At 58.8% G+C, this 20,327-nt stretch carries 21 protein-coding genes; 8 read left to right on the top strand and 13 right to left on the bottom strand.

Annotation, left to right across the window (positions count from 1 at the left end; translation table 11 throughout):
* Window positions 1-18 precede the first annotated feature (18 nt).
* A complete protein-coding gene (locus GSQ77_RS12845) occupies window positions 19-1,323 on the top strand; it encodes a UDP-N-acetylglucosamine 1-carboxyvinyltransferase (protein WP_158902569.1) in 1,305 nt (434 codons plus the stop codon).
* 70 nt (window positions 1,324-1,393) lie between these two features.
* On the opposite strand, the gene GSQ77_RS12840 is transcribed toward GSQ77_RS12845, so the two are convergent.
* Complete coding sequence (locus GSQ77_RS12840; RefSeq protein WP_158902566.1) at window positions 1,394-2,380, bottom strand: zinc-dependent alcohol dehydrogenase family protein; 987 nt, start codon at window positions 2,378-2,380, stop codon at window positions 1,394-1,396.
* Between the two features lie 110 nt (window positions 2,381-2,490).
* On the opposite strand from GSQ77_RS12840, the gene GSQ77_RS12835 reads away from it, so the two are divergent.
* Window positions 2,491-3,345 carry a LysR family transcriptional regulator gene (locus GSQ77_RS12835; protein WP_158902563.1) on the top strand — a complete coding sequence of 285 codons (855 nt, stop codon included), beginning with the start codon at window positions 2,491-2,493 and terminating at the stop codon, window positions 3,343-3,345.
* Between the two features lie 31 nt (window positions 3,346-3,376).
* Here GSQ77_RS12835 and GSQ77_RS12830 read toward each other — a convergent pair whose 3' ends face one another.
* The 5 genes from GSQ77_RS12830 to GSQ77_RS12810 form a co-directional block, all read right to left on the bottom strand.
* Window positions 3,377-5,341, bottom strand: coding sequence for a DUF2235 domain-containing protein (locus GSQ77_RS12830; protein ID WP_158902561.1), 1,965 nt, complete (start codon window positions 5,339-5,341; stop codon window positions 3,377-3,379).
* 161 nt (window positions 5,342-5,502) lie between these two features.
* Complete coding sequence (locus GSQ77_RS12825; protein ID WP_158902559.1) at window positions 5,503-6,000, bottom strand: DUF3304 domain-containing protein; 498 nt, start codon at window positions 5,998-6,000, stop codon at window positions 5,503-5,505.
* Complete coding sequence (locus GSQ77_RS12820) at window positions 5,984-6,475, bottom strand: DUF3304 domain-containing protein (protein WP_158902556.1); 492 nt, start codon at window positions 6,473-6,475, stop codon at window positions 5,984-5,986. Before GSQ77_RS12820 ends, GSQ77_RS12825 begins: the two co-directional genes overlap by 17 nt.
* 645 nt (window positions 6,476-7,120) lie before the next feature.
* The gene (locus tag GSQ77_RS12815) at window positions 7,121-7,633 is read right to left on the bottom strand and encodes a GNAT family N-acetyltransferase (protein ID WP_158902554.1); all 513 of its coding nucleotides are present in this window, start codon (window positions 7,631-7,633) and stop codon (window positions 7,121-7,123) included.
* Between the two features lie 64 nt (window positions 7,634-7,697).
* The gene (locus GSQ77_RS12810) at window positions 7,698-8,645 is read right to left on the bottom strand and encodes a DMT family transporter (RefSeq protein ID WP_158902551.1); all 948 of its coding nucleotides are present in this window, start codon (window positions 8,643-8,645) and stop codon (window positions 7,698-7,700) included.
* A gap of 130 nt (window positions 8,646-8,775) precedes the next feature.
* On the opposite strand from GSQ77_RS12810, the gene GSQ77_RS12805 reads away from it, so the two are divergent.
* Entirely contained in the window at window positions 8,776-9,696 is a 921-nt protein-coding gene (locus GSQ77_RS12805) for a LysR family transcriptional regulator (protein ID WP_158902548.1), read from the top strand.
* 3 nt (window positions 9,697-9,699) lie between these two features.
* On the opposite strand, the gene GSQ77_RS12800 is transcribed toward GSQ77_RS12805, so the two are convergent.
* Window positions 9,700-10,350, bottom strand: coding sequence for a LysE family translocator (locus GSQ77_RS12800; RefSeq protein WP_158902546.1), 651 nt, complete (start codon window positions 10,348-10,350; stop codon window positions 9,700-9,702).
* Window positions 10,351-10,508: 158 nt separating this feature from the next.
* Here GSQ77_RS12800 and GSQ77_RS12795 point away from each other — a divergent pair, with 158 nt between their 5' ends.
* Window positions 10,509-10,898: a DUF6697 family protein gene (locus GSQ77_RS12795; RefSeq protein ID WP_158902543.1), complete on the top strand. Its 390-nt coding sequence runs from the start codon at window positions 10,509-10,511 to the stop codon at window positions 10,896-10,898.
* A gap of 19 nt (window positions 10,899-10,917) precedes the next feature.
* Here GSQ77_RS12795 and GSQ77_RS12790 read toward each other — a convergent pair whose 3' ends face one another.
* Window positions 10,918-12,270, bottom strand: coding sequence for a carotenoid oxygenase family protein (locus tag GSQ77_RS12790; RefSeq protein ID WP_158902540.1), 1,353 nt, complete (start codon window positions 12,268-12,270; stop codon window positions 10,918-10,920).
* 252 nt (window positions 12,271-12,522) lie between these two features.
* Between GSQ77_RS12790 and GSQ77_RS12785 the strand changes: the two genes are divergently transcribed.
* Window positions 12,523-12,843, top strand: coding sequence for an HdeA/HdeB family chaperone (locus GSQ77_RS12785; protein WP_158902538.1), 321 nt, complete (start codon window positions 12,523-12,525; stop codon window positions 12,841-12,843).
* Between the two features lie 141 nt (window positions 12,844-12,984).
* On the opposite strand, the gene GSQ77_RS12780 is transcribed toward GSQ77_RS12785, so the two are convergent.
* Window positions 12,985-13,902 (bottom strand): LysR family transcriptional regulator, encoded by a 918-nt coding sequence (locus tag GSQ77_RS12780; protein ID WP_158902535.1) that lies wholly within the window; start codon window positions 13,900-13,902, stop codon window positions 12,985-12,987.
* Between the two features lie 529 nt (window positions 13,903-14,431).
* On the opposite strand from GSQ77_RS12780, the gene GSQ77_RS12775 reads away from it, so the two are divergent.
* A complete protein-coding gene (locus tag GSQ77_RS12775; RefSeq protein ID WP_158902533.1) occupies window positions 14,432-15,748 on the top strand; it encodes a hypothetical protein in 1,317 nt (438 codons plus the stop codon).
* 163 nt (window positions 15,749-15,911) lie between these two features.
* Window positions 15,912-16,310: a hypothetical protein gene (locus GSQ77_RS12770; RefSeq protein WP_158902530.1), complete on the top strand. Its 399-nt coding sequence runs from the start codon at window positions 15,912-15,914 to the stop codon at window positions 16,308-16,310.
* Between the two features lie 31 nt (window positions 16,311-16,341).
* Here the strand turns inward: GSQ77_RS12770 and GSQ77_RS12765 are convergent, their stop codons facing one another.
* Window positions 16,342-16,995 carry a LysE family translocator gene (locus GSQ77_RS12765; RefSeq protein ID WP_158902528.1) on the bottom strand — a complete coding sequence of 218 codons (654 nt, stop codon included), beginning with the start codon at window positions 16,993-16,995 and terminating at the stop codon, window positions 16,342-16,344.
* Window positions 16,996-17,166: 171 nt separating this feature from the next.
* Window positions 17,167-17,445 (bottom strand): hypothetical protein, encoded by a 279-nt coding sequence (locus GSQ77_RS12760; RefSeq protein ID WP_158902525.1) that lies wholly within the window; start codon window positions 17,443-17,445, stop codon window positions 17,167-17,169.
* A 376-nt stretch (window positions 17,446-17,821) separates the two neighbouring features.
* Between GSQ77_RS12760 and GSQ77_RS12755 the strand changes: the two genes are divergently transcribed.
* A complete protein-coding gene (locus GSQ77_RS12755) occupies window positions 17,822-19,180 on the top strand; it encodes a HAMP domain-containing sensor histidine kinase (protein ID WP_158902523.1) in 1,359 nt (452 codons plus the stop codon).
* Here the strand turns inward: GSQ77_RS12755 and GSQ77_RS12750 are convergent.
* On the bottom strand, window positions 19,177-19,866 hold the full coding sequence (locus tag GSQ77_RS12750; RefSeq protein WP_158903013.1) for a response regulator: 690 nt from the start codon (window positions 19,864-19,866) through the stop codon (window positions 19,177-19,179). The two genes, GSQ77_RS12755 and GSQ77_RS12750, sit on opposite strands and share 4 nt — an antisense overlap.
* A 176-nt stretch (window positions 19,867-20,042) precedes the next feature.
* Window positions 20,043-20,312, bottom strand: coding sequence for a hypothetical protein (locus GSQ77_RS12745; protein ID WP_158902520.1), 270 nt, complete (start codon window positions 20,310-20,312; stop codon window positions 20,043-20,045).
* Window positions 20,313-20,327: the final 15 nt, after the last annotated feature.

Here is a 20,327-nt window from a genome sequence, read left to right as displayed (position 1 = left end):
TCATCAAGAAAATTTCACATGTCTGATTTGATCGTTCATGGCGGCATTCCCCTAGTGGGCCGCGTGACGCCCTCCGCCAACAAAAATGCCGTTCTCCCTATCCTATGCGCGACGCTACTCACTCACGAGCCGGTGTGTTTGCGTGGCGTACCGGATATCACCGATGTGCGAAAGATCCTCGCCGTGTTCCGCGAATTGGGCAGCTCTATCGAGGGCGAGCTCAAGCAAGGCGTGCTCACGATCCATCATCGCGACACCCGCTTCGACGAAGCGAAAGACCGTCTGCCTGAGGAGATGCGTTCCTCCATCATGCTCGTCCCTCCCCTGCTCGCACGGTTCGGCGCGGCCCGCATCGAAAACGATGTGCAAGGCTGCACGCTTGGCGTACGCGAGATCGACCCGCATGTGGATGTGCTCGAAGGTTTCGGTGCGACAGTAACCCGTACGCCGGGCGCCTTGGTTGTGCGCGCACCGCAACCGTTGCGCGCCTTTCAATGCTGGCTAGACTATGCATCGGTGACGACCACCGAAAACTTCGTCATGTGCGCAGTGCTAGCAAGCGGCACCTCTACGCTCACGAATGCGGCCTCGGAGCCGCATGTCCAGGAGTTCTGCCGCTTCATGACCTTGATGGGTGCACGCATCGAGGGGCTGGGCACATCACGGTTATCGATTACCGGCGTCGACAGTCTGCGCGGCGTGGATTTTACGTTCGTGCAGGATTTCCACGAAGTGGTGACCTTTCTGGCGCTCGGCGCCATCACCGGTGGCGACATCGCCGTCAAGAATTCAGCGCCGGAACATTTCCCCTTGATCGATCGGACCTTCGCCAAATTCGGCGTCACGGTGAGCCATATCGATGGCTGGTCCAAGGCTACCGTCGATGACCGCCTGCGCGTGCGCGAACCGTTCACCAAAAATATTCTGCAAAAGGTCGAAGCTGCGCCATGGCCTTATTTCCCGGCCGACCTGCTGCCCATTTTCATTGCACTGGGCGTGCGCGCCGACGGCAATACGATGTTCTGGAACAAGGTCTACGACGGCGCACTCGGATGGACGTCGGAGCTGGGCAAATTCGGCGCCCACGCATTTATCTCCGATCCGCACCGGGTCGTGACGTTCGGGGGCAAGCCGCTCGTGCCCGCGGAGGTGGAAAGTCCCTACATCATTCGCGTGGCGATCGCGCTGCTGATGCTCGCCGCCAGCATCGACGGCAGCTCGAAGATTCTCAACGCGGCGCCAATCCGACGCGCGCATCCCGGATTTGTAAAAAATCTGGTTTCGCTTGGCGCGCGTATCGAATGGACGGAAGCCGAGGACTAATAGTGTGAACGCGTGACGCGTGTTGCAGGACCGCAGTCGTATACCGCCGTCCTGTCCGCCTTGCTATTCGTTACGCGACGTCCACGACGATTTTCGCTTTGGGAGTTCCCTCTGTGATTGCCAAGTATCCTTGCTCGGCGGTCGTCAGATCGAACCGGCGCGGATCTACCCGTGGGATCAATTTTCCCTCCTCGACCAGGCGCGTCGCGATGCGCAACATATCGCCGTAGTGTTCGCGATGCTTGCCTCTCAGTAACGCAGATAGCGTGAACACCCCGGAATAGCTCGCTTCACGAAACGAAAGCGGCGCCAGCGCATGGGTTCCCCACCCCAGCGCGCTCACGACATGCCCGAACTGCTTAACTGCCGCGAACGATGCATCGAGCGTCGCGCCACCGACCGTGTCCGCGACAATATCGAACCCTAAGCCTTGCGTATATTGCTTGACGTATTCCTCCACGGAAAATCCACGGTAGTCGATATGCGTCGCCCCATATTGCTCGATGACCTCTCGATCGCTCGCGCTCGCTGTCGCAAACACTTCAGCGCCCAGTGCTTTTGCCAACTGGACCGAGATATGTCCGACGCCTCCTGCACCACCTTGTACCAATAGCGTTAGCCCAGGCTGCACGTTGGCCCGGTCCACGATTCCCTGATACGAGGTGATGAAGCTAAGCGGCAGCGCCGCCGCTTCCCGCATCGATAGATTCGAAGGCTTATGCGCAATCAAGCGTGCATCGACTGCGGCAAACTGCGCGAGTGAACCTTGGATGCCGCCCACTCCGCCCGTCAAACCGTACACTTCATCGCCCACCTTGAATCCGCTAACGCCATCTCCGATCGTTTCGATCACGCCTGCCATGTCCATTCCCAGCACCAGCGGCAAAGGATGCTTCGCGTGCGCTGCGCTCCCTGCGCGGATCTTGGTATCGAGGGGATTGAGTCCGCTCGCCTTGATCCGCACGAGCACCTGCCCCTGACCCGCCGTCGGTCGCGAAAGCTCGGTCATTTCCAGCGGGCCGTCATACCGATTCAATACAAGCGCTTGCATGTTCATGATCTATTTCCTGAAGGGGATTGAATTTGCTTGATTGATCATCTCCCATGCGAGAAAGTACGTAAATCGACGTTATTGCACGTCGGCCAAACATTTATGCATGGAACGATATGGACTGGAGCGATATCCGCGTGTTCCTCGCGATCGCGCGCACGGGCACGCTGGGCGCCGCGGCGAGGCTGACCGGGCAAACGCAGCCGACCATGGGCCGTCGACTGCGAGCGCTTGAATCGGCGGTGGGTCAAACGCTTTTTCAGCGCACGACCGATGGCCTGATCCTGACTGACGAGGGCACTGCCGTGCTCGTCTACGCAGAAAGGATGGAAGAGGACGCCAATGCGTTCGAGCGCGCCCTTCTCGGTAAGGAGCAGCATCTGAGCGGAACGCTACGCGTATCTTCGTCGGACTGGTTTGGTATCCATGTCCTAACTCCGGTTTTCGCGACGTTCCTGCGTAGCCACCCGCGTCTTTCGATCGAGTTGGTTACTGATTCTCGTCGGCTTAATCTGGCGCGGCGCGAAGCGGATCTCGTCTTTCGGATAACGCCGTTCGATGAGGCCGATGTCATTCAACGCAAGCTTATGAAAATGGCGTATGCGTTATACGGACCGATCGACGTTGTTCCGCCCACGGCAGGCGATGGCGAGGGCTATGGCTTGGTCACGATGAACAGTGCATTCGAAACGCTGCCGGATGTCAGTTGGGTGAAAGCGATCTTGCCCAAGGCGCATGTGGTGTTTGGCAGCAATAATCGTGGTGCGCAAGCGCGGATGTGTGCCGAAGGTGGAGGTCTCGCGGTGTTGCCGTGCCCTCTGGGCGACAACACGGCAGGGATACAACGCATCGATCTAGGTGAAGCGCCACCAAGCCGTGACGTGTGGTTCGGGTATCACCGCGATTTGCGCCAACTCGCGAGGCTGCGCGCTTTGCTCGATCTCGTGATCGACAGGCTCGCTAATGTGTGAAAGCCCCTCGGCCGAGTCACGTTCGATGCGTTCAAAAGAGCATCCGGTAACCAGATGAACCAAGCTCCTTGAGGGTCTGGGCATATTCCTCCGGCATCTTCAACCAGTCGGTCGTCGACTGCTTTGCGATTTCCAGGGTGTTGCGGTATTTAAGCTGATTGGGCGCGCAAAGTAGGTCTAGTTGTCCTTGCCACCGATACTCGCCTGATACCAGAAATGAGTTGTGCACGTATCTGGAAAATAAAGGCTGCAATGCCTCCGGCAGCGAATGGCCTTCTGCGTTTCTCCATAGTTCATACATTTCTTGGACTTCCCCATACAGCGGTGCTCGAATCTCCGATCGCGCGAGCACGTCCATCTCCTTGCGCAACTGACTGAACACGTAATCGTCCTCATTGCCGTCACCGAGACTGGTCAAGTGGGTATCATAGATCGCGCGGAACCAAAGGATAAAAAGTGCTTGATGCCCTCTGAACTCTTCTTTCAACGACTCGGGCAAGTGCATCATCGGTTTGATCAACGAGGGACCGCGCAGGCATTGGGTACGGGTTACCGTGATGGGCTGTTTCAATTCCTCGATCGTGAAGGGCACAACCTGCGCGGCCAATGCCAGTGCTTCTCGCCTGTAGGTTCTAACGAGTTGCTCGACGGCGGGATCGACGACAAATGTTTCATGTAACCGGGGATTGTCTTCAGACAGACGGTTCATAGACAGAAGTGGAACCGCTTGCCTACGCGCCTGCATGTGCATGAAATTGAGTGCCACGCGAGCCAAATGGTCGCTCTTACCCTGTTCGCCGTCCTCATAGCCGCCACCGACGTCTGCCTGCGCACCTGGATACATCCACTCCTCGTACTTGGCACCCATTTCGGCCCTTCCGCCAATGAGCGACAGTGGCTTGTAGAAACGATACTCATGGGCGGCACACAGGTGCACGACTTTCTCCACCTGCGTGGGCATTCGGAGATCGTTCACGACGCGGTCCGAAAGGGGTACATAAGCCGCCACGAGATTGTCAGAGAAACGATGCGAGACACAATCGAATAGACCCATGAACCGTAGATTGACGGCGAGCCCCTCGAAACGGCCCTTGCTGCAGATCTCGTTGATCAGGCGCTGTGCGAAGGCGATCGCGAGCGCCCCGCCGTTGTCGTAGCCGAATAAGGCCACGTTGATATGTTTTACCGTGAACAGTCTCTGCGCTTGATAGACCGCTCTGGTGAAATCGTGCTCGGCCGCTTCCAGTCGCGTATCGACACCGGTATTGAATAGCGACGCAACCGCGCGCCAATCGCGGGCCGGCACGGCTTCCACTGCGCGGCCGAAGGTGTATTCGATTGCCGATTTGAGCGCGACTTTTTCCAGACGAAGAGCACGCCATGGATGATGGCGAATCTCCGAGACGAAAGAACGCCAATGGTCGACTATCCTGTTTAGCCTGCGAACCTCCATCTGGGCATAGCGATCCAACGTCTCTTTCAGGCCCCGCTTACGCAGCTCCGAGGCTTCGCGACCAATGGATTTGGCAGCGTCGGCGAATTCGTTGCCGACTCCAGCAAGCACATCCGCTACACCGCTGGCGGTATGCGCTTTGAGTAAATCTACGGCTTTAATTTGGGTGTAGTCAGCCGCCTTCTTTTGCGCAGTATCGATGGGGTTGTCGGGTTTCAGCGTATCGATGGCTCTCGCCTTCGCGTCCTGCATCACTTTATATGCGGCGGTCTTACTGATGACATCCAGTTCTGGATCGAAGCGGGTACCGAGACCGGGGTAGTAAAAAGGAATTTGATCCTTCTTTTCGGTTACTCTTTCTGCTGCACGGTATAACTTTCCGATATTGCTTATGCTCGATGTGCCGCCGAATTCAGGAAGACTGTAACCAAACCCATCAAAGAAAAAGCTGGTCCAGACCACGCCTTCACAGGAATAGCAAATATCTTGCGCGTGCGCCCTGATCTCCTGCATCGACGGAAAAACATTAGTGTTGTCGTTCATTAATCTTATCCATAGTGGGATTCGCCCGGCTATCCAGTGCGTCGAGTCAATCAAGCACGACCCGGTTCAAGCTCCATAGACAGATGGCACAATCGTCCCCTTCGCAAAGAGCACGATCGCGACACCGACACGACTTTCAGCATGCCATCCTTCTATCCTCGTCATCCGTTGTTCCTTATTTCTCCAGTCACCGGGTCAATAGGGCTGTCTTGCTCGTCGCGCCAGTCCATGATCACGCGGCTGTCAGCCAAAAAATGTAAAAATACATATCTCGATGTGCGCGATTGGGGTTGAGGGATCGTTACTTGCGTTTCGTGTTCTTCGATTGGAGCGTGACTATCGAATTCGATTCTTGTTTGCTCCATACTCCATTTCACGGTGGCTTGCTCGCCGGGTGTAATAGAACAACCGCAGGCGAATCCACCGTTACCCGCGTTACCACATGTTCCCGTCGGTGCGATTAGACTGAAGCCATAGAGCGGCCGCTCTCGATAATTAACCGCCGCTGTGCAAACGGGGTGGCTCGAAGGTGTTACCGTAGCTCGCAGCCCGTAGAAGAGCGCTACGCCGGCAAGCGTGATTGCAGCAAGGACCACACCCATTTGCCGCTTGCCAATCTTCCTCACTAGGGACTGCAGGACCTTAGTGTTGCCGTTCATCAACCCTCTCCGTAGCGGGTTTTACGCGGTTATCCACTTCATCGCGCCAATCGAGTACGACGTCGTTATTAGCCAAAAAGTGGACTTGCAAATATCGCGATTTGCGCGATTCCGGTTGAGGAACTGTCACCTGTATTTCGTGCTTCTCAATAGGAGCATGGCTATCGAACTCGGCTCTTGTTTGTTCCATGGTCCATTTCACAGTGGCTCGCCCGCCAGGACGAACCACGCAGCCGCAGGCAACGCCGCCGCCATAAGTCTCATCTGGACGCTTGCCACCCGTGTTGTTTCCGCATTTTCCTTCTGATGTCGAAACCCCAAACCAGTAAATCGGCCACTCGCGATAGTTGTAGCCCACAGTGCAGACTCCATAGACAGACGGTGCGATGATCTCTTTCGCAAAGAGCATGGCCGCGGCCACCAGGATGGCCAGACCGGCAAGACTTCCGACATGCCATTTAGCAATTTTCACCATCTATAAAATCCCATTCCCTTTGTGCAACGTGCTTGGCCCATAACCCTATCGTGTGAAAATCCGCTATCGCTCAACCTCCTTACTAGCGTGATCGAAAGACGCGAACGCAATCTGATTCCACGGCACAAGGAAGGAGCGGGGGCATCACAAGCGAGGAGTGCAAGGCTAAACGGATTTAGACGGTATGTGAACCACTTAATCAGTAAAACGATGTATTTTTTTATTGAGTTAAAAAACAAGATTCGTCTTATATCAAAGCTATCCATGGCGTGGTAACTAGCCGGATTAATATTGCTTATTGCTCCGTGTCCGCGAGTCGCAGCAACTCAAAATTCTCGATGACATTCGGTTGAAGCTGAGCGCGAATTGGACGGGGTACGTTCCGTACAGCCTGATGACGGTTAGAGCATTGGTGCGAAATTAGACAGTCGGCGCAGCACCCGAAATTCAGGAGGGGGGGATGATGAAATGGTGGCGGAAAAAGGTGCGCGGATCACGACCGGTGGATATGTTCTGAATGGCAATGCAGCGGCGCGGGACATATGGTTAGCCTGACGCTGACCATGACCAAGCGTCGTGCGGGCAATCCGCAGTGAGTGGTCTGATCGAGGGAACGTCAGAGATTGATAAGCTCGGGCTCTTACGTCACCGCTCGACACTAAACGGCACGAAACCGCAATGCGCGAATAGCCCTTCCGAAGGCGTGTTCCCCAAAGTAACCATCGCGCAACACGCGTCATGTCCAGCGACAACAAGATTGGTAAGAGCAGACTTGACCAAGCCGCTGGCCATCCCATTGCCCTGCATCGAGGGTTGGGTCGCCACCATCACGATGACCGGGAAGTCGTACAGCTCATGATCGGTAACAACGCAGACTGACAGCAATTCGCCCTCGCGCTCGATCACCGACGATGCACTGAACAGGCAATCGCCGTAACGACCGTCGAACAGCGAGTACGCCTCTTCGATGTAATCCGCTTCGGTTTGCCCAAGGTCATCTGTAGTCCCCTTGAAGGCGGTGAAGAACAGCGTCCCGAGTTTCAGGGCGTCGTCTGCCCTGAGCTCGCGTGCACCCTCGCCCACCGCGACGGAGGGATCGAACTTGGGCAATGCGACACGCCACATCCGGCTCTCTGCGCGCTTTGGCTTTGGATCCATGATGGGCCGTCCTTCGAAAATCGTTATCCGGTTCCTGCCTGCCTGTCTATTCAGACAATTCAGATTATGACTGTCCAGGCATCGCGATGGGGGGTACCGGGTCTGTGCCGGTTTGCACCGCAACACGCTTACGCCAGCGCACCGTCGCCAACATCGAAGCGACGACGATCAAACCCCCGCCCGCCCAGGCCATTGCCGAAATCCGTTCACCGAGCCACAGGCACGCGAACAATGCGCCGAACGCAGGTTCACTGCCCATCAACAACGCAACACGCGTCGGGCTACTGCGCTTGACCGCATAGTTTTGAGCGAAGAACGCGAACAGCGTGCATGCGACCACCAGATAGAACATGCTGCCCCAAAACACAGGATGCGCCGCGAACGACGGCACGCGCGGCCAATGATGCGGCGCGATCGCGAGCGCCAACGCCGCGCTTCCCAGTGCGACCACGCCCGACTGCACCGCCGTCACCGACAGAGGGGGCAAGGCCGAGGTTTGCATCACTCGCTTCGTCACGCACACGGTCACCGCGCGCAGCAGCGCGGCGAGCAGAATCAACGCATCGCCAGACGTGAGGGCGAAGGCTGCGCCGCCGGCCAGCAACCATGCACCCAGCAGCGAAAGCGCGACCGCCGCCCATTCGATATGGCTGGGACTACGCTTGAGCATCGCCCACTCGACTAGCGGCGTCAGCACCACACATAAACTGATCAAGAACGCCGCATTGGACGCGGGCGTGAGCAACACGCCGAACGTCTCGCTCAGGAAGATGCCCAGCAGTAGCACCCCTGCGCCCAGCACGCCACGCAGCGCACGGGCATCGGCATGGCGCAACGCGCGCAGCGCCGGGGACAGCAGCACGAATGTGATACCGAACCGCAACGCGAGCAGACCGAGCACCGGATAAAATGCCAGCGCACTCTTGACGATTCCGTAACTGGTGCCCCACACCACTGCAACCGCAAGCAGCATCAAATCGGACAGCAATACCAGGCGTTCTTGTTTGGACATGGCAGCTCTCAGTAGGTGAGCGCTCATTGTCCTGCTTTGCGTCTGGCGCGATAATCCAGCTTACGCGCACAGCTTTTATGTCTGAAATGCATTAATCTGCGGTTTCGCCCGAAATAGCTGAGATGGCTCGATGAATTCAACCGAACTCTTCGCATTGCTGCCCGACATGGCCGTGTTCGCACGCGTGGTCGATGCCGGCAACTTCTCGGTGGCCGCGCGCCAGCTCGGCAGCACACCGTCGACGGTTAGCCGCCAGATCAAACGCCTTGAAGAAGCCCTTGCCACGCGCCTGCTGGAACGCTCGACGCGCAAAGTGCGTGTCACGGAATCGGGCGCGCAGGTGTATCGGTATTGCCGCGATATGGTGGGCGCCGCGTCGGGGGCCGTCGACGCAGCCGGACAACTGGTCGGCCGGCCACAAGGGAAAGTGAGCGTGAGCGCGCCGACAGCGTATGCGAAAACGGTGATTCATCCGCTCATTCCTGGCTTCTTACGTGCTTATCCCGAAGTCGACCTTCAGTTGCTGTTCGCAGACCATGAAGTCGATCCGCTCGTCGACGATCTCGATGTCGTGATTCGGCTTACGGAACACCCGGCTCCGGGCCTTGCGGGTCGGCAGCTCGGTTCGGTGCGTTGGGTACTCTGCGCATCGCGCGCGTATCTGCAAACGCGCGGTACACCGGAGCATCCGCGCGATCTTGCGCAGCACGATTGCGTGTACCTGGGCGAAACCGCGGACGACAACCGCTGGCGCTTGCGCCGCGGCACAGAAGCCCACACCGTCGAGGTGAGAGGACGCTACATTGCGAATCATGCAGGCGCGCGGCTCGAAGCAGCACAGCAGGATCTGGGCATCGCGAATTTGCCCGAGTTTGCGGCAGCCGATGCACTGCAGCGTGGCGACCTGCTGCAGGTGCTTGCCGACTGGGATCTGGAAGCACGTGCCTATGTCGGCTCAGTATGGCTGTTGTATCCGCCGAATCGTTTTTTGCCGCCGAAGGTACGCGTGTTGATCGACTACCTCGCCGAGCATATCCACGACGCGCAGTGAATGTCACCCTACCGCAGGACGGCGCAGGAACGCGAGCAACACCCCGAATACGATCATCAACGATCCACTCACGCGATTGAACCATCGGAAACCGCGTGTGCCGTTCGCCAATGTTCCTAGCCGCGCGCCTATCACCGAGTAGACCGTGATGGCGACCAGCTCAAGCGCCAAGAAGGTCGTGCCCAGCACCAGGAAACTGGTCGCGTAAGCGGACGGATCCACAAATTGCGGGAAAAACGCGGTGAAGACCAGGATCGCCTTCGGGTTGCCCGCAGCGACGAGGAACTCCTGTTTGGCAAGCCGACGTAGTTTGCCCGAGGCCGGGCCACTGCTCGCCGTCACCTCGCCAGCCGAACTGGAAAACTGAGCCGGGCCGCCGCGGAACAGTTTGATACCGATCCACACCAGGTAGGCCGCGCCGCCAAATTTCAACAGCGTGAACAAGGTCTGCGAGGCAAGCAGCAACGCCCCAAGACCAAAGCCGGCGATCGCAATCATGACCGCGAACGCCAGCAAGCGTCCAAACGCCGCACACACGGAAGAGCGCACGCCATCTCGCGCGCCGTTGGATAGCGACAGCACGTTGTTAGGACCGAGTGCCATGTTGATCGCGAAGCACGCGGGAAGAAAGAAGCCGTAGTGTTGAAATGACATGATGTGCCGCCCGGTTATTTCATTGCATCCGATTGAATCGAAATTATGCATCCTTTATTTCGCGCTCTGCCGATTTTACGAAGACTTTACGAGTCTCCAGCTATTGTTTCCAGCAGTTGATTTCGCAGCCTCGTGCTGCATGTTCCCTGGAGTTACCCGTGTTTGAAACAGGCAAGAATTACACTCGTGAAGATATACATGCGCTGTGTGGCGGCAACAAACAATCGTTCCTACCGACCAGCAAAGGTAAGGTAGTCGCTGCCTGCCTGCGGCCCGAGCTTAATCCGCAAGCGCCCGATGTCATCCTGGTCAATAGCAGCGCTTCAGCGCGTGCAGCAGGCCGCACGCTGGCCAAGCAAACCAATGCGATCCCCGTTTTCATTTGGCAAGCGACCGATCGCTTTCGCTATGTGGGCCACTACGCCGCAGCGGAATCGCTGACGGCTCCGCTGGATTGCGCGCCCTTTGCGCGCAACACCAGCTTCACGCCCGGACAAATTTCGCGCGTGATCAAGCTCAAACGAAGCTCAAGCGCCGCTAACGCGTGATGACTGCGGCAATCGCGGCTCAGGCCGGTATCCAGGAGCCATGGAGGCCGGCCGGCACCCGCCGCGGCAGGTGCACAACCGCAAGCGGCGCACCGGCGAGATGTCGCGCATCAAGGATGACGAAGCGTCCGCCGGCGCTCCCTGCATCGTGCGCGAACGTGAAGATAAATCCGTCCTCTTCGCTACGGCCGCCAGAGTCCGCCACGAACACCGGTTCGCACACCGTCATCGCTGCGGGAAATCGGTGGACAACCCTCTGTCCTGTCGTCAGGTCGTATCGCGCCATCGCTTCGAACGCGCCCGCTTGAGTCGCCTCGCCGGGCCTGGGATCGCGCAGCCCCACATAACCATAGCGGGCTCGGCGCCCCAGATAAGCCTCGTTGATACGCGAGAATTCGCAGGCTTGATCATCGAGGGCTTGATCTTCGAGCGTGTTGGTATCGGTATGAATGACCAGGCGATGGAGTTCCAGCCGATTACTGCGAGCCGTCAGCGAAAACGAGTCATACCAAGGAGCGACCACTTCGATGCGATTGCCTTCGGCGAACGCGTTCATCGTGTGGAACTGGAAGAAAGGCGCGCCTGTGATCCACTTCACGTCGGCCGCGGTGCGCGCGTCGCGCGGAATCACCGCGACCATCGTGCCTTTGTCCGGCTGCCAGCTGCCCGGCGGACCTTGGTGCGAGCGGTCGAAAACAAACGGACAGATGAAAGCGATCACGTGACGTTCGGTAATGGCGACGTCATGCACCATCGCGGGCCACGGCGCCTGGAACGGCACGACGCGATCGATACGGCCCGTCTTGTCGGCGCGCAAGTAAGTTAGCCCACTCGTATTGAGGTCATACGCCAGCGACAAAAGCTCGCCGGTGGCCGGATCGAGTTTCGGATGGGCGGACATAAAATTGGGCAGCGCGCCATCGTAGTTGAACAGTCCCACCGTGTCGATATCGCGATTGACTTCATAGGGCACGCCGCCTTCGTAGAGCGCGAGGTAACGCCCTGCGTGATAAACGATGTTGGTGTTGGCGAGGTCTGCGTGCGGCGCAGCGCTGAAACTCGAGTTGTAGATGCGCTGGCCGGCCGCACGCTCCTTGAGTAGCTCCTGGGTCAATACCCAGCGATTGCGGTACCTTGCCCGCCCATTCTCGATATAGATGGCATGGATCATGCCGGTCCCATCGAATGGATAGGCATAGCGATCATCGGGCTCGAACTGCGGATTTGGGCCATTGCGCATGAACACGCCCCGCAGCGACGGCGGGATCTCCCCCTCGACCGTCAGATCCGTGTCGTCCCGTTCGTCGAAGACCGGCGCGTACGCTCCACTCAAGGAAGGATTCCCGCTGCTCCAAGGCGCGAAGTCGCTCATTCCAGAAACTCCCGGTGCACCAACCCTGCCCGATCGGACCGTCCCGAGCGAGGCAATTGTCGTTTTTCTGCTCGAACCAGCGCCTATACTAAACCAGCGGGGTCGGAAGCGCCGGCGGCGCGCGGTTGCCTCGTCGACCCATGACGTAACGGGTTAGCGGATTATGGGCACCCTGTCTGGCCGTGTTTTGCACCGATGGCGCACGCGACCCGCTGCGGGCCACTGCTGCACATTCTAAAGGAGAGCACCACAATGAAGCACACTCTGATTGGCACCCTCGTCCTCGGCTTGAGCTTTGCGCTGCCCGCCGCAGCCGCCACGCAAATGAACGTTTCGAAAATGAAATGCGCGGACTTCGTCGCGGTCGACGAACAGTACCGCCCCGCCCTCGTCTACTGGGTGGCCGGCGCCGATCATCTGGGCGTAATCGAGACCGATACCATGGTGGAAGACACCGCAACGCCGGTCGCCGCGATCGTCACCGAATGCGAGAAGACGCCGCAGATGATGTTCAAGACCAAGGTCCGCCAGATGTACAGTAGCGGCAAACTCGCGCTCTTCGATCACCATTGACGTCTGCGGGTGGGTGGGCCACCGCCCGCGCGCGACCTCACCGGCAAGATCCATGTGCTCGGTAATCCGCGCCGGTGGCTTCCCGCGCGCCCGCGTGCTCGTGCTCTTGTCTGCACTCCTGTCCGATCCCCTGAGCACAGATCAGCCGTGTTCCGTCGAGAGTGCCGCCGTAACGAAGTCGCGAAGAAACGCCACCCACGTCTTGATTTTTGCGTCCAGGTACTCTCGCGACGGGTATATCGCGTAGATCGTCCCGGTCTGCAGCTGGTATTGCGGCAATACGCGCACCAATTTCCCGCTACGCAGCCAAGGCAACGCCGTCAGCAACGGCAAAGGCCCTACGCCCAACCCCTCGGCCAACGCCACTGCCAACGCATCGGACGAATTCACGCGCAGCTTTCCCGGCGGCAGGTCGATTTGCGTTACGCCGTCCGGCCCCTCGAATTTCCAGCGATCGATCGGAAAATAAGGCGTGACCAGTTGCAGGCATTCGTGTCGACGCAGGTCCGATACCGCTTCGGGCACACCATTGCGCTCGATGTATTCCGGCGATGCGCAAAGTACGCTAGGTATGTCGCAGATTCGGCTAGACACCAGTGCGGAATCCGGTAAATGGGTTGTGGTGACTTGCAGCGATACGTCGAACCCCTCGTCGAGTAGATCGGGAATCCTCTGCGAAAGTGTGAGGTCGACGCGCACCAGGGGATGTGCTTCCAGGTACCGTATCAGGGCGGGCACGACGTAGAACTGGCCGAAGCTCGTAGGTGCGTGAATCCGAAGCACCCCCGAAGGCGACAGCTTCGCCGCCCCCGCTTCCGCCTCTGAAATTTCAAGCAGCGCCAGAATTTCCGTGCAGCGTTTCAAATACCGATCACCGGCCTCGGTCAACGCCACGCGTCGCGTGGTCCGATTGAGCAAGCGTGTGCGCAAATGCACCTCAAGCTCGGAGATCGCGTGAGAAGCTTGCGCCGTGGTGACCTTCAATTGTTGCGCGGCAAGCGTAAAGCTACCGACTTCCGCTACGCGCGCAAAAATCTTCATGTTGCGCAGCATGTTCATCGCGCGCGACCCTCTTTGCAATGGTTGGAAATGACAGTCTCGCCCTGGGTGACGGCTGCAGTTTATTCTTACGAGAATTAGAAAAAAAGCGCCAAAAAGATAAATGATTTTTGTCAAATCTGGCAACAATAAAAGGATATGTCGCGTCAATCAAGCGCATCTTGTGCGTGCCGCAACGAGTACATCCGGCACTCGCCAAAGCTCTTGGCCATCGGCTGCAGGCCGGCACGCAAGCCAGGCATTCACATTTTGACCGATCTGTGTATTGCTCAAAGCGGAAGGTGAAACGTCATGGAACGAGCATGCCCACGGCATAACACGGACAAACCCAAGCCTCTCGGGCCTGTCAGTTCACGGCCCTCCTTCGATTCGATATTTTTTTCCCACTTGACTAAAGAAAAGGTACAAACCGACCGTTAACTAGCTCAAATAGGGGTTAGCCTGCTGCAGGCCAACGATCCGATACCGACCAAAGCCAGCACTCGAGGGAGAGATGGCGGTCTACCTTATTCTTTTAAAGGCAGATTAAATGACGAGCATTTCCAATCCCATCTCGGGAACGCAGAATACCCTTTTGCCCGGATCTACCTTCAATGGCGTGTTTCTCGTCTCAGGCGGCGAACAGGCGACCGAGACTGCCAACGCTGCCGTATCGCTGAACGCCAACCTCAACGGTGTGACGGCCGCCACCGGTACCGGTGAGCTGGCGTTGGAATTTGCGCAAGCGATACAAGGCGCCACCCAGGTCGATCCCTCTACCGGCAATCGCGAAATCATCGCCGGCGCCGGCGCCCAATTGACGACGACGATCAATAATCTGCTGGTCCAAAACGGCTTCAGCGCCGAGCAAGCTTCCACGCTTAGCGCGAACCTCACTACGCAATTGGCGAAAAGCGGCTCGCTCACCCTGTCGGCCGCCTACGATAACAACAGCCAAACCAGCCAAGTCAGTATCAGCAGTTATACCGCCGGCGGCATCAGTTTGGCTTCGTCGGTGGGCGCGACCGATCAATCGGGTTCGATCTCGATTGGCATCAATCTCGACACTGGCGAGCTCAATGTTGCGTTGCAAGAGCAGACGTCGTCCACCTATCAAGCCTACGGTAATCTCACGACGACATCCGCCCCGGCGAACGTCGCGGGCGATCTGTTGGCGTCGACCGTGGGGGCTCTGACGAGCGAGTCCGAGGCAGCCGATTCGAGCGGGTCTGATTTCGGGCAGGCGCTGAGCGGTTCAAACCCGTCGAACTCGGGATCTGGTGGCGCATCCTCGGGGGCCGCGTCTGCTTCCGGCAACTCGCCGCTGTCCGAGACGGAGACGGATACCTTCGCGCTCACAGCGCTATCCGCCGTCGCCGGAGTTTTGACTCTACCGAGCGATGGCGCAACGGGGAGCCAGGGGGCGTCGCCGAATACGCCCGCGGATTCCTCGACGAGCACGCCGCAAGCCGGGGCATCGACCGCCCCATCGTCAAGCAACGACAGTTCGGACGCCGGTCTACAAAGCCTGATCTCAAGCTTGAACGAAGTCAGAGTGGCTTCGCAGCAAGAAGTCACATCCTTGCTGCAAAGCCTGGCCAAGATCGCCGCGCAGGCGCAAGCTGCAGCCAACGCGGCCGAGCATAAAGCTGCAACCGCCGGAAACACGAATAACGGCGCGTCGAACGCGGCAACGGCTATCGGCATTCATGCGGGTCCCACCAATGACTTCGAGATCCAGTTTGGTTTCACGCAAACCACCTCGATTCAACTGCTGGACCTGAACGGCTATGGCTCGACTCTCTATAAGCGGCCCGATGGCAGCTTGGGCCAGATCACGACGCAGCCTGTGCATGAGTCTGCTTGATTAGGCATCGTTCGAAAGCGTCATTCGCAGGCATCTTTCGGAAACGTCTTTCAAACCGCTACCAAGTTGAAGTAACAGGGCCACAACCGCGTAACTACGGATACAGATAGCGCGAACAAAATCGTGACCGGATCTCTCTAACAATACTTGTGGAGAGCTCATCATGACCAAGACTCTTTGTGCGCTCGCTGTGGCCGTCTTGCTCGGCGGTTGTGTCGCCGCCCCTCCCTACGATTACGGATACGCGCCTTACGGATACGGCTACTACCCGCCCTATGGGTACGGGTATGGTCCTTACGGGTATGACTACGGTCCTTACGGGTACGGGTATCCCTACGGTTTTTATGGCGGACCCGTCGTGGGCATAGGCGTCGGATTCAGTGGCCACTTTGGTGGACACGGCTGCTGCGGTCATTCCGGCTGGGGCGGTCATTCCAACTGGGGCGGCTCGGGCGGCTCAGGCGGCTGGAGCGGCGGGCAAGGCGGCGGGCACACTGGATGGAGTGGCGGTGGGGGCATGCATGGCGGCGGGGGCGGGGGCGGAGGCGGTCACGGACGGTAGCGAATTTCTCCCGCCCGACTGCCCTGCCCGCCTACCGCGATAGCGCTATGCGCGAGGTCAAGAGCTCGAACCCCGCCACACCGAATACGATGGCCAGAGACCCCTCCAACCACCGTCGAATGGCGGCGTATATCCGGCGTGCCGACGCAGTAGAAAACAAGATCGCATAGCTTCCAAATACAAGAACGCCCAAGCACATGCAACCGGCAACCACCCATCCTGTTTGCGAGGCACCCCCTCGCACCGGGACGGCGATGGACACGATCGATAACCACACGAGAATCGCCTTGGGATTGGTCAGGTGCAGCAGCAGCCCGCGAAGGTAGAGCTGCCGCCCAGACTCCTGCTTGATGGCACTAGCCGGGCGCACGACTGTGTCGGCCGAAAAGGCCGCTCGGGCGGATTTGAACGCCAGCCAGAGCAGGTAAAGTCCGCCACCGATCTTGATCGCGACAACCAGTTGCGAATAGGTGGCGAGCACTGCCGACAAGCCCAACGACGCCAGCAGCGCCCAGAAGAACGAGCCCGATATCACACCCAAGGCAAATACCAACGCCGCCCTTCTTCCCGCGTTCATGGCGATCCCCATGATGGCCAGATTACTCGGCCCCGGACTGGCGGTGCCGACGAAATAGGCGGAGTACGCGAGTAGAACGTTTGCGGAAAACAAGGCGCTTGCTGTCATTTGGAATATCTCGTTGGGGAGCCGGCTCATCCACATCCGACAGAGCTGGGGCCCCCTTCTTAATCGAGCATCCATTTTGCACGCGCTGGCGTAACCTCGACAGATACAATTGCGGGCGATCGGAACGGGCCAGTCGGTCGAGCAACCCTGTTCGCCCCACCGGTCGGCCGATCAACGGCCCCAATATCCATAACCGTATCCATACCCACCATGCCAACCGTAGTAGTGCGGATAGTAGGGACGCCCGTAATATCCGACGACCACGGGCGCCCGATACACGGGCGGCGGTGCGTAATATACCGGCGGCGGCGGCACATAGACCGGCGGCGGTACATAAGCCGGATAGACAGGTCCGCCGAACCCAACACCGACAAATACGTGGGCCTGCGCTGAAGTGACCACGCCAAGACCCAGCGCGGCTGCGAACATGAACGGAACGATCTTTTTCATTATCTTCTCCCCGCCGCTCGGCCAGCCTATCGGCTGACGCACCGCGGCACTATGTAACCCAAGGTGGCAACGATCCGCCAGTTCGGCTTGAGAATTTTCCTGCCCGGCACGTTCAGTTGGCGCTCAGTTACCGGTACAACGCCAGGAAAACAGTACCTCTCACGGATTAAGGCCATTCTGCCCCGCGATAGTGAGTGGAGAATTAGCGGTGACGGGCCTCGAGTGGCATTTGTGCGCAGCGCAATAGCGTTGCGGCAAGACGCAACAGCCGCTAGAATCAGCCCGAACCGACCTTCGCCGATCGGACCGCTCGCGCTCGACAACGACTATTCCATGCGCGACGCATCAGCGCGTTTATTGGGGATTGACGGCACCGATGGATTCCGCTTTTTTCCGACCTCATTTCAAGGTCAGATCGCTGAGCGCGCGACTGATCGTGACGCTAGGCCTGCTGATCAGCCTGTTCGCCGTCCTGCAGGGCGCGAGCTCTTATCACCTGGCGCAACGAGGCGTGGACGCGCTGCTGGATGCTCGATTGAGCCAAGTGGCGAGCCGGGTGCGCGACGTATACGGCGACGCCATTCCGCGAAACCCCACGCGCGGATCACAAAATGCGCAGGATCTCGTGATCTTGATATGGAAGGGGGACGACGCGCTTCCGACGCGCTCCACAGAGCCGACCGTGCTGTTCGACCGAAATGCCGCTCCCGGTTTCACCAACCCGATCGTCAACGATCAGCGCTGGCGACTCTATACGCTGCCGTCTGCCGGCAAGGTCGTCCAGGTCGCCCAGTTGCAGTCGGTTCGCCAGCGCTTGGCGGGCGAAAGCGTCATCAGCGCCCTCTTGCCCATTCTGGTGCTGATACCGGCCGTGTGGCTCGCTATCGTCATCGTGGTGCGGCGTACGTTCCGGGAGCTCAACGAGCTGGGGGATACCGTGCAAGCCATCGACCCTGCGCGTCTGACGCCGTTGCCCGCGGCCGGGCTGGCAATCGAACTGCAGCCCTTCGTCAGCTCGTTCAACGGCATGATCGAACGGCTCGTCGATTCCATAGAAACGGAAAGGAAATTCATTTCCGATGCGGCGCATGAGTTACGCACGCCTTTGACCGCACTCCAGTTGCAAGCGGACAACTTGCAGCAAGACATCGCCCCCAGTAATCAGGAGCGCTTCCGGGAGTTGCAGCGCGGCATCGAGCGTAACTGCGCGCTGCTCGTGCAGTTGCTGCGGCTTGCGCGCGCGGACGCGCAACTGCTGTCGTCGGAGCTCGCTTGGGTTGACGTGCCCCAGGTGATGACGGACGTCGTTTCCGAGGTTCTTCCGATTGCAACTGCGCGCAACATCGACATCGGCGCCAATGAAGTCGCCGATGCAAAAGTGCACGCCATCGAGGCGGATGTGCGCATCGTCGTTAAAAACCTGGTGGGTAACGCCGTGCGTTATACCCAGGATGGCGGAACGATAGATTTGCGAATCTGGGTGCAGGCGCAGACCGTGGGGATCGAGGTGGTCGATAACGGCCCCGGCATTCCCGAGGCGCTGTTGCCGCGTATTTTTGACCGCTTCTTTCGCGCGAATTCGAACATCGAAGGCAGCGGCTTGGGTTTGTCCATCGTCAAGGCCATTGCGAACCGTTACGGTGGGGAGATCCGTGTGGTCAACCGGAAGGACGGCCACTCGGGCATAGTCGCGACTGCGATTTTCCCGCTCGGCGTGCCGCCGGCAGTTTCCTAGGAAGAAGCTCGCGCGGCGCGCGGCTTGGCCGTCAATTCCGCCGCCCATCCTAGCCCTCGAACGTTGCGGATCACGTCGTGACCGAATTTCTTCCGGACACAATGGATGAGTACCGCGACCGCATTGCTCTCAACTTCCGCGCCCCAACCATAGATGCGGTCTTCGAGTTGCGTGCGCGAGAGGATGGAGCCGGGCCTTTCCAGCAAGGCTGCCATAAGATCGAATTCCCGGGCGGATAACGGCTCTGCGTGCCCCTGGAACGTCAACTCGCGCGTGCTGAGATTCAGGCTTAGGGTTTCATCGCCCAACAACGAGACGGCGGCACCGGCATGACGGCGCATCACGGCGCGGATTCGCGCAAGCAACTCGGGGGCGTTGAACGGTTTGACGAGGTAATCGTCGGCACCGATATCGAGCCCTTTGACGCGAGTGTCGATATCGTCGCGTGCTGTGAGGATGAGCACGGGTGTTGTGCAGCCCTCACTGCGAATCGATGTCAGCACGTCGATGCCGTCGGCGCCGGGCAAGCCCAGATCGAGCAAAACGACCGAATAGGAGCCCGTTGAAATCGCTGTCTTGGCGGCCGCGCCATCGCGTAGCCAGTCGACGCTGAAGCCGACGTCCTTCAGCGCGCGCAATAGATTCTTACCGATATCGAGGTCGTCTTCAACGATGAGGATGCGCATGGTCGTGAGCCGTTCCAGATTTTGGGCGCGGTGCTCAGGTCGGATTGAAACGATCTCGTCGTCCTGCCACGGCGCGAGGGCGGGAGATCGGCACTCGGTGGCGATCTCCCGCTGCGTGGCAGATATCATAACAGTTGGCTCGGGGTGGACGCGGCTGGCCGGCCAAGCATCGGCTATCAACGCGTCGCATCTTGCGCTGCGGCAGCCATCTCGTAACGCGCCTGCTCCAGCAGACCGATAGCGCGTCCAGCATGTCCGCCCATGTCGTAATTGTTGGCTCTTTGGGCGGCGCGCATTCTTTCGATCGCCTGTTCTGCGTTGAAGTCCGCCGCCGCGATGTTGGGATGCCGATCGACGAAATACGCGTCGTCGGCCACGGCACATCCCGAGATCAACGAAAGCACCATAGCGACTACGGCCACCTTACCCATTTGACGTTGATTCATCATATTCTCCCTGTC

It is taken from the genome of Burkholderia sp. L27(2015), assembly GCF_009765705.1.
Taxonomy (GTDB): Bacteria; Pseudomonadota; Gammaproteobacteria; order Burkholderiales; family Burkholderiaceae; genus LMUX01.
This window is presented reverse-complemented; position numbering and strand designations above follow the sequence as displayed.